Annotated in this window: 12 protein-coding genes; 3 read left to right on the forward strand and 9 right to left on the reverse strand. The window is 61.4% G+C overall.

Annotation, left to right across the window (positions count from 1 at the left end; genetic code table 11):
• The first annotated feature begins 11 nt into the window (after positions 1-11).
• Entirely contained in the window at positions 12-206 is a 195-nt protein-coding gene (locus tag X733_RS138925; RefSeq protein ID WP_023705682.1) for a hypothetical protein, read from the forward strand.
• 83 nt (positions 207-289) lie between these two features.
• On the opposite strand, the gene waaF is transcribed toward X733_RS138925, so the two are convergent.
• The gene (gene waaF / locus X733_RS138920) at positions 290-1450 is read right to left on the reverse strand and encodes a lipopolysaccharide heptosyltransferase II (RefSeq protein ID WP_348625879.1); all 1161 of its coding nucleotides are present in this window, start codon (positions 1448-1450) and stop codon (positions 290-292) included.
• 609 nt (positions 1451-2059) lie between these two features.
• Between waaF and X733_RS01000000166690 the strand changes: the two genes are divergently transcribed.
• Positions 2060-2806 carry a glycosyltransferase family 25 protein gene (locus X733_RS01000000166690; RefSeq protein WP_023820023.1) on the forward strand — a complete coding sequence of 249 codons (747 nt, stop codon included), beginning with the start codon at positions 2060-2062 and terminating at the stop codon, positions 2804-2806.
• Positions 2807-2825: 19 nt separating this feature from the next.
• Here the strand turns inward: X733_RS01000000166690 and msrA are convergent, their stop codons facing one another.
• From msrA to X733_RS02460, 8 genes are all read right to left on the reverse strand, one after another.
• Positions 2826-3344 (reverse strand): peptide-methionine (S)-S-oxide reductase MsrA, encoded by a 519-nt coding sequence (gene msrA, locus X733_RS138915; RefSeq protein WP_023671461.1) that lies wholly within the window; start codon positions 3342-3344, stop codon positions 2826-2828.
• A 68-nt stretch (positions 3345-3412) separates the two neighbouring features.
• The gene (locus X733_RS138910; protein ID WP_023689880.1) at positions 3413-3736 is read right to left on the reverse strand and encodes a hypothetical protein; all 324 of its coding nucleotides are present in this window, start codon (positions 3734-3736) and stop codon (positions 3413-3415) included.
• Positions 3737-3739: 3 nt separating this feature from the next.
• Positions 3740-3931, reverse strand: coding sequence for a hypothetical protein (locus X733_RS138905; protein WP_023820024.1), 192 nt, complete (start codon positions 3929-3931; stop codon positions 3740-3742).
• A complete protein-coding gene (locus X733_RS138900) occupies positions 3916-4155 on the reverse strand; it encodes a hypothetical protein (RefSeq protein ID WP_023684348.1) in 240 nt (79 codons plus the stop codon). The genes X733_RS138905 and X733_RS138900 overlap by 16 nt, the downstream gene beginning before the upstream one ends.
• A 96-nt stretch (positions 4156-4251) precedes the next feature.
• A complete protein-coding gene (locus X733_RS138895; RefSeq protein ID WP_023689878.1) occupies positions 4252-4455 on the reverse strand; it encodes a hypothetical protein in 204 nt (67 codons plus the stop codon).
• Positions 4452-5141 (reverse strand): glycosyl hydrolase 108 family protein, encoded by a 690-nt coding sequence (locus X733_RS138890; RefSeq protein ID WP_023820025.1) that lies wholly within the window; start codon positions 5139-5141, stop codon positions 4452-4454. Before X733_RS138890 ends, X733_RS138895 begins: the two co-directional genes overlap by 4 nt.
• Positions 5142-5311: 170 nt before the next feature.
• Positions 5312-6148: a glycosyltransferase gene (locus X733_RS0135800; RefSeq protein ID WP_245274523.1), complete on the reverse strand. Its 837-nt coding sequence runs from the start codon at positions 6146-6148 to the stop codon at positions 5312-5314.
• A gap of 144 nt (positions 6149-6292) precedes the next feature.
• On the reverse strand, positions 6293-7558 hold the full coding sequence (locus X733_RS02460) for a pyocin knob domain-containing protein (RefSeq protein ID WP_023749134.1): 1266 nt from the start codon (positions 7556-7558) through the stop codon (positions 6293-6295).
• 58 nt (positions 7559-7616) lie between these two features.
• Here X733_RS02460 and X733_RS02455 point away from each other — a divergent pair.
• A partial coding sequence (locus X733_RS02455) for a hypothetical protein (RefSeq protein WP_196813782.1) occupies positions 7617-7828 on the forward strand: 212 nt, incomplete at its 3' end.

The raw sequence follows: 7828 nt of genomic DNA on the forward strand, positions 1-7828 counted from the left end.
GGGGGGCACCGATGGACCAGCCGAGCAAAATGGAGAACCTGCAGTTCGCGCAAGGGATACTGCGGGAGCTTCGGCAGAAAGCCGAAGGCGACGGCGAGAAGCTTCTGACCTACCTCATCGACATGGCCTACCTTGAAGCCAGCGACCGCATCCGTGCCCACTGGGTCGGCAATCACGAGCCCGAAAACCGCAGGGCCAAGGGGTAGTGTCAAGGGGTAAACCCGAAATGGGGCTATGGTTGCCCCCACGGAGCGTTTGATCAGACGCTTGGGGCCGGCGAGGCCACCGGTCAGTTGGCAATACCGGCTGAGATGTCAGCCAGAGCCTCCCTCACCCGAGTTTCGCTGATGCCCCGCGTGTCCTTGACCCAGCTGGGCGTCGAAAGCGGTGGTTCGATAAAGCGAACATGGTTGTTTACGGGCCCGTGCACATAGGGGCGATTCACCCCGTAGATGAGCGCGCATGGGACGTTCAGGGCAGCGGCGGCGTGGGAAATCCCGCCATCAACCCCGAGGAACATGGTTGACGCAGCGATCTGGCACATCGCGTCAGCAATCGACGGGGTCGAGGTGAAGTCGATTGCCTCAGGAATGGCGGCGCGGATTTTTGCGGCACCGGCGTGCTCGCGCGGTCCGCCTACAATCCAGATTGCCCAGCCGCGATCATGATGGTCTCTGGCGATCGAAATGAAGCGCTCGACGGGCCATGAGCGGAAATTCTCAATGTCGGCAGTATAGAGCGCCAGTGCCGGTCGGTCGGCATCGATCTTCTTGTGCTGGCGCCAATCGTCCAACTCGGCCGGATCGACCACAAGCCGGGGCGCCGGCCACTCCGCGCCCGCAGCCGGCTTTTCGCCAAGCGAGGCAATCGAGCAGACCTCCTCGAAGAGCCGCGTCTTGCGGGGTCCGAAGGCCCATAGATGCGCCAACCAGCCGGCGGGGAAGCGATTGAGGAGGCCGAATTGCAACTCCTGCGGATAGCCGATGCGCTCCTCTATTCCGGCCATGAACGCCATCAGCGCCGCCTTGGTGCTGCTGGTCATCAGATAGGCCGTGCGGTAATTTTCCTTGCGCAACTCGCCAACCAGGCGGCTGCGCTCGCCAAAACCGGGGCGCTGATGACGCTTGGCAAGCGCCCAGCCCTTCCTGACATGCGGCATCAGGCGCGCCAGCGGCGCTGCAACGGGCGAGGTGACGACATCTATGGGGCGATCAGGAAATCGCGCAGCGATGATCTGGATGGCGGAATGGCAACGGACGAAGTCGCCGACCGCGGGGAAGCCGACGAAGAGGATTGGATCGCCGGTCGTCAAGGAAGCGCTTCGCCGCCAAGGATGCGGTGTGTAGGGGTCGCGGGAAAATGGACCCGAGGCATTTCGGGACCGACCGAAGCGTGCAGGACTTCGTCCTGTGGGCGACCGGTGCCGGCAACCGAACCAGCGCCGATGCAAACCAAATCGACATGACGTTGAATCAGCCGCATTGACCTTGCCTCACAATGCTCTCAAAGACGGCCCAGTTGCGTCATGGGCTGGGGATTGTCAAGGTCGCGCCAGAAACGCGAAAAGCCGCGGCGGCCTCGATCGGGTTACGGAATCGTTAATCAGCGCTTGCTACTATACCGGATGACCAAGAATCTCGGCAATGCACCCAGGACCATCTCCAGACAACAGCCAAAGACCTCCGCTCTTGGTCGGCTGACGCCCGCCCTGTTTCCCCTTGTGGTCGTCGCGCTCGGATACGTGATCGGTCGGCAATTCTTCGGCTTCTAGGGCGACTCGTCTAGGCGCGCACGGTAAAGGCTCGCGCCACGCGGGGGACGCCGTCAATGTCACCCAACCTCCAAAATCAACCGGGGCACCGTACGCCGCTACCCACTGCCCCGCACGTAAGCAAATTTTGTGCAATCACGGGAACGTGATATTCACTGATCACCGGACAAAGGGGGCGCTGATGAGGTGTCTGGTGATCAATCTTGATCGTTCTCGCGATCGGCTGGCGCATGTCGCGTCCGAGTTCGGCAGGATCGGAGTACCATTTGAGCGTGTCTCCGCCATTGATTGCCTTGCTGCTCTGTCGCCAAAAGCCCGCTGAGCGCTGCTGAGGTTTGCTGTTTCCTGAGCCACCGCTCGTGTTGGGAGATCGTTGCGAACGGCGCGGATCAATATGGCGCGGTTTTCGAGGACGACGTCGTTTTCGGCGCGGGCGCCGGCTCGCTGCTTGCTTCTGATCGATGGGTGCCGCGCGATGCCGATGTGATCAAGCTGGAAACGCATTTTGCCAAAGTGAGGGTCGGACGCAAGGAAGTCGCTCTCGATGATGGGGTTTCGCTTGCCAGACTTTATGGCCTGCACGCGGGCGCCGCAGGCTATGTCATCTCCAGATCGGCAGCGCAAAGATTGCTGCGCAGGACCATGCATCTGAGAGGAGAGGTCGACTTCGTTCTTTTTCACCCAGGATTCATGACCTGCTCGCTCAATCGAATCTATCAGATCATGCCGGCGCTTTGCGCACAGCACCATTTTGTTTCGGGACGAGAGCGCTTTCCAAGCCTCGTGCGACGGCCCGGGAGGCGGCCAAAACCATTTCTCGATCGAATTGTCGGAGAAGCGGTGCGAACCTTCGCCTATCTTCGAAACCAGAGCCTGACCGGAACAAAGAAGATCGAGGCCGTCGCGTTCTCAGGCTCTGAGGTCGATGGCAAAACCGTCCACGGCGCGTTCATCTATGGGCAGCCCGAGCACGGCCACCTCAACAAGGCGGCCGGCATACCGATCGCGCGGAAGAATAGTTCGACCGCCAGATAAGCAGACGATAGAGGCTGCGCTACGAAACAGCTTTTTCGCGGACCGGAAGCTTCCAGCCCGGCCTGACAAAGTGGCAGGTATAGCCGTTGGGGTATTTCTCGAGATAGTCCTGATGCTCTGGCTCCGCCTCCCAGAAATCGCCCACCGGCGCAAGCTCGGTGACGACCTTGCCCGGCCACAGTCCAGAGGCATCGACATCGGCGATGGTGTCTTCGGCGACGCGCTTCTGCTCGTCGCTGGTGTAGAAGATCGCCGAGCGATAGCTCATTCCGACATCGTTGCCCTGGCGGTTCCTGGTGGTCGGATCGTGGATCTGGAAAAAGGATTCGAGCAATGTGCGAAAGCTGATCCTGGCCGGATCGAAAACGATCTCGATGGCTTCGGCATGGCTGCCGTGGTTGCGATACGTGGCGTTGGGCACATCGCCACCGCTATAGCCGACGCGGGTAGAGATCACGCCGGGATAGCGCCGGATCAAATCCTGCATGCCCCAGAAACAGCCGCCGGCAAGGACTGCACGTTCGGTAGACGTCGCCATATCATACCTCCATTGGATTGCTCCTTAGGTAGGCATTGTCGCTGGCTTCTTCCAGCATCTCAAGTGCATCACTCGTTGCCGGCCGAGCCGAACCGCCGCACGATGACCTCGAAGACGATGTCGGAAATCCACATGGCCGAGACGCCGATCAAAAAGGCGGCGGCGAGCGTCGTGGTGTCGTCGGCCGGATCGGGGATAGGCATGCCGGTTGCCCTGAACCAGGCGACGGCAGGCAGCGTCAGATACGCAGCCGCCAGCGCCCCGCAGATCGGCGAGGCAATCATCTCGCGCAGCTTGTAGCGATGGCGCGACAGTGCTCTCAGCACGCCGCCGGCTAGCCCGGCGGCGACGACCGGCCCCTTGATGCCGAGCATGTCGAAGAGGTCGTGCATCGGCTAAGGCCTCCATCCGCAGAGCTTTTGTCCCTTGCGGTTGTGCGCCAAGAGCGCTCTCGCCTCGGCGTGCGACAGGACGTCGACGGCTTCGGCCGACAGGCGCAGCGGGCTCGAAATCGCGCAGAAGCCGCCCGAAGCAGTCGTGCACCCGGCAAGCGCCACAAGCAGCGCAACCATCAGTCCCTTGCCCATGATTTCAGCTCCTTTCGAACAGCGTCCGCCGGCAATGCGCCGACGTCGTTCTGCACCTGCTCAGCGACCGCGCGCGCCGCGGCCTCAGCGGCCGCCAGTTTGCCGCGCTCGGCCCTGGCGCCGGCCAGCCGCTGGTGAGCGCCCCAGCAAAGGGCGGCGATGACCGATGCCAGGAAGCCCAGCAGCGCTTTGTTGCCAAGCAGGACGGCGAGGAGCGCGCTCACAGCAGCCACCCGGCGACAAGCCCGGCGGCAAAGCCGATAGCATAGGGTTTCGCGGCTTCGAGATAGGCGATGAGCAGTTGTTGAAACCCTTCCATGTCAGTGCTCCCAGCCGGATTTGCGGGCCAGCCAGTGCCAGGTCTCGGTGACCGAGGCGATGGCGAGACCGGCGGCGATCTCCAGACCAGCTTGAATGTCGGGGTCGGAAGAAAATGCCGCCGCGTCGTCGGCGCCGAGCAGGCCACGCGCGACCAGAACACCGGCGCCGTACCGCAAGCCGATGCGGATGAAGACGGCGATCATGTCGAACTCCTTGCGAAAATCGGTTTCAGGATTTGAAGCAGCGCACGCCAGAACGGCAGGCGTTCGACGGGACTGACGCGCCCGCCGGTAGACACCGGCGGCATCGCACTGCCGGGCTTCGGCGAGAGCGCTGATGGCTGGGGCGGGGTGCCCGGCAAAGGTGCCGCGGGCTGTAGTGCCGACATCAACAGCGCCTGGGAACGGACCGACCGGATGCGATCGCTCCAACCCTTGCCGAAAACCCGCCAGGTCGGCAGCCGCCGCAGGAATGCCAGGCGGGCATCGCAAAGATCGTCGATGACTGCGCCCGGTGGCCTGGCGCCGACAGCTTTGAGCGTGGCCGGGCCGATCCTGCCGTCCTGTGCGGTGCCAACTGCCGCCTGCAGATATTTAGCCGCCCTGCCCGGCCCACTGTTCACGGCGAAGTCGAAGACGGCATAGTCGACACCGCCGGGAAGCTCGGCGCCCGCAGTGGCATCCCAATAGAAGCGGCGATAGACCGTCGCCACCTGAGCATCCGTGATATGGCGAAGGTCGTCCTTCGTCGCATCCGCCTTCACGTAGCGGCGGAAATTGGCCAGCGTCACGCCCTTCATGGTTGCGCCGCCGGGATCGGCCGGATTGTCGGACCAGCCGCCTTCCGATTTGAGGACGAGCGCAAGCGCCCGCGCGAAGTTGCGGTCCATGGGTAACCTCAGGAGATTGTGGAATTTAGCTCGGAGACTTTAGCCAGTCACAGATCACGCACAGGAGACGAGTGTCCTGTTGATCCTGACTGTGCCGACGGCATGTCGGTTGGCCGGCTATAACGCTTCCTCACGGGAGAGGAATTTTGGATGGAGCGGCTAAAGCGGGCTCACGGAAGCACTTCGCCGTCAAGGATGCGTTTATAGAGTTCCAGATAGGCCGTTGCGGCTTTCTGGATCGGAAATCTTTCGGCTGCCGATTCACGGCATGTTCGCGCGGAAATGCTGTTGATCTCATTGAGACCGTGAGCAAACTCGTCATCGGTTTCGAAGAAACGCCCGCTGTCTGCATCGACCGTTTCGGCAAGCGCACCGCACGGAGTGGTCAGCACAGGCGTTCCGCACAGCATTGCTTCGACCGCCGCCATGCCGAACGGCTCTGCCCAGGAGATCGGGTTAAGGAAGGCGTACGCCTCGCCGAGCAATCGGAGCTTTTCCTCGCCATCGACAGTGCCGTGGAAGCGGTAGCGCGGCGATAAGCTCTTGAAGAACAGAGACTCTTTCCGGGTTTGGCTGCGCCCGAGCAACTTCCACCTCGAGCCACCCGCGATATCGAGTTCGAAGTTAAATTTCTTCGCCAGATCGACGGCCCGGTTGAGGCCCTTCCCGGCCCTCGCGATACCGCCCAAAAACAACAGCCGCTCACCTTTCCGATCTGCCAGCCGGTAGGCATCCACAGGGAAACCGTTGTAAACAAACGTTTCTCGATCATGATGATGCGCGTGACTGGCGCTGACGAAGCTGTAATTTTGCCCCTTTCTCGGGGCGTTTGGAACATAGCCGTGCAGAGTGTAAAGCGCACGATACGGGCTTTCTACATCATACCAGCCGTTGAAATGCACGATGTCAGTATTGATAGGGATCGCCCCCAGACATTCCACTACTGACGCGGCCTGCCGGACCTCGCAACGCGGATGGGTGGAGCCCACTCCGGCAATCAGTGTCATTTTATGTCCGAGAGATGCGAGTGCGCTGGCGAGCCAATCGATTTGCCGCTGGGTGCCGCCGTAGCCTCGACAGGGAATTTTGCCTTGCACTGCAATAGTAATATGCATGTTCCAACGTTTAGACCGTTGCTCACATTTCGCAAGCTAGGCCCACGCTCTCAAAACGAGTTTCCAGCTAGCGTTTGTTATGTCGTTAAAACCTGTTCCAGCCTTGTTGAGGACTTTAAGTGCGCCAGCAGCATTACCAATCCGTACATTCAAATTGGTGGCATCTGGCACGATGCTAATAGCTTGAGCGGTCGCATCAGTTGTATTGAGAGATGGGTTAATGGGAATCTCGTCACCAACCGAATACCCCGAATTAGCCGTAGTACATTGAATGAAGGCCGCATAGAGCTTCGGCTTCACCCCCAGCCCATGAGCCAACGTCAGCGACCCGCCGGATGTGATGGTCTGTTGCGGGCTTTCATAAAACTTCTGAAGCAACGCCGTGGACGACTGGACATAGCGTGCATCCTGTTCGGCCTGCGACCATTGCAGCTTGATCCATCCTCCCCAGGCACCGCCAGCCTGCCTGCGCCGCCATAGCTTTTGGTCTGCCGCCGTAGTGTCGTTGACGAAATCATGCACCGTCTGCGTCCGGTAGCCAGTGCTTCCGTGCGCTTCCACAAACCCCAGGAACCAATTTACGCCGTCTGGCGCATTAGCCGCCGCCGAGGCCATATACCAGCCGTTGTCCAGGGCGTTGTTCCAATCGGTGATCGTCTGCGCGACGACACCAAGGTTGGGTCGGCTATCAAGTTTCAGATCAAACCCAGCCTTGACGAACCCCGTTGTAGCCAATTGCGTGGTATTCGTTCCAGGCGCTGCGGTCGGCCCCGTTGGCGTCCCGGTAAATGTCGGGCTGGCCTTCGGCGCCAGGCTGGACACCGCGATCCCACTATCCTTCCCCACCTTGCCCGTGGTGCCCGCGAAAGTGACAATATTGTCGGTTGCCGAAGACGCAGGCCCCAAAAAATCTCCTACTCCCGTCCCGTCGGCGCCTCTGTCGCCGGCACGGTCGAACATCAGCCAGATGCCGTTGGCCACCGTCGGCAAAGTGCCGGCGCCGCTGACATAGGCGAGCGTCAGTTTGCGGTAGCCGCTACCATCCACAACTGCGCCACTGACGTTATAAACATAGTAGATAGCGGTGGAGGCTTTCGAGCGCAGGGTCAACTGGCCCTTGATGGGGTTCGTGCTGTCATCAAAGCCATCGAGGATGCCACTCACGGTGGCGCCGCCGGCATCGAGATTATCGATATAGGCCGCGGTCACCAACGCGGCGCTCGCATTGTTCAGCCGCAAGGTGCCGTTGCCCGGATCGGCGTCGGCTGTGGTCGTGGAAAAGGTGTAGCCGAGCGCCGCCACCGAGGTTGATGCCGCCGCAGCACTGGCCGCCGCATTGGAAGCGGAGGTCGCGGCATTGGTGGCTGAGGTGGAAGCCGCGGTTGCCGAGCCCGAGGCAGCGCTCGCCGAACCGGCTGCAGCCGTAGCCGAGTTGCCTGCGTTGGTGGCGCTGGTCGCCGCGCCCGATGCCGAGCCGGAAGCCGCCGTTGCCGAATTGCCTGCATTGGTGGCGCTGGTCGCGGCTGTTGTGGCGGAGCCGGCGGCGGCCGTGGCCGAACCTGCGGCGGCGCC

Source organism: Mesorhizobium sp. L2C066B000, assembly GCF_000502335.1.
Classification (GTDB): domain Bacteria; phylum Pseudomonadota; class Alphaproteobacteria; order Rhizobiales; family Rhizobiaceae; genus Mesorhizobium.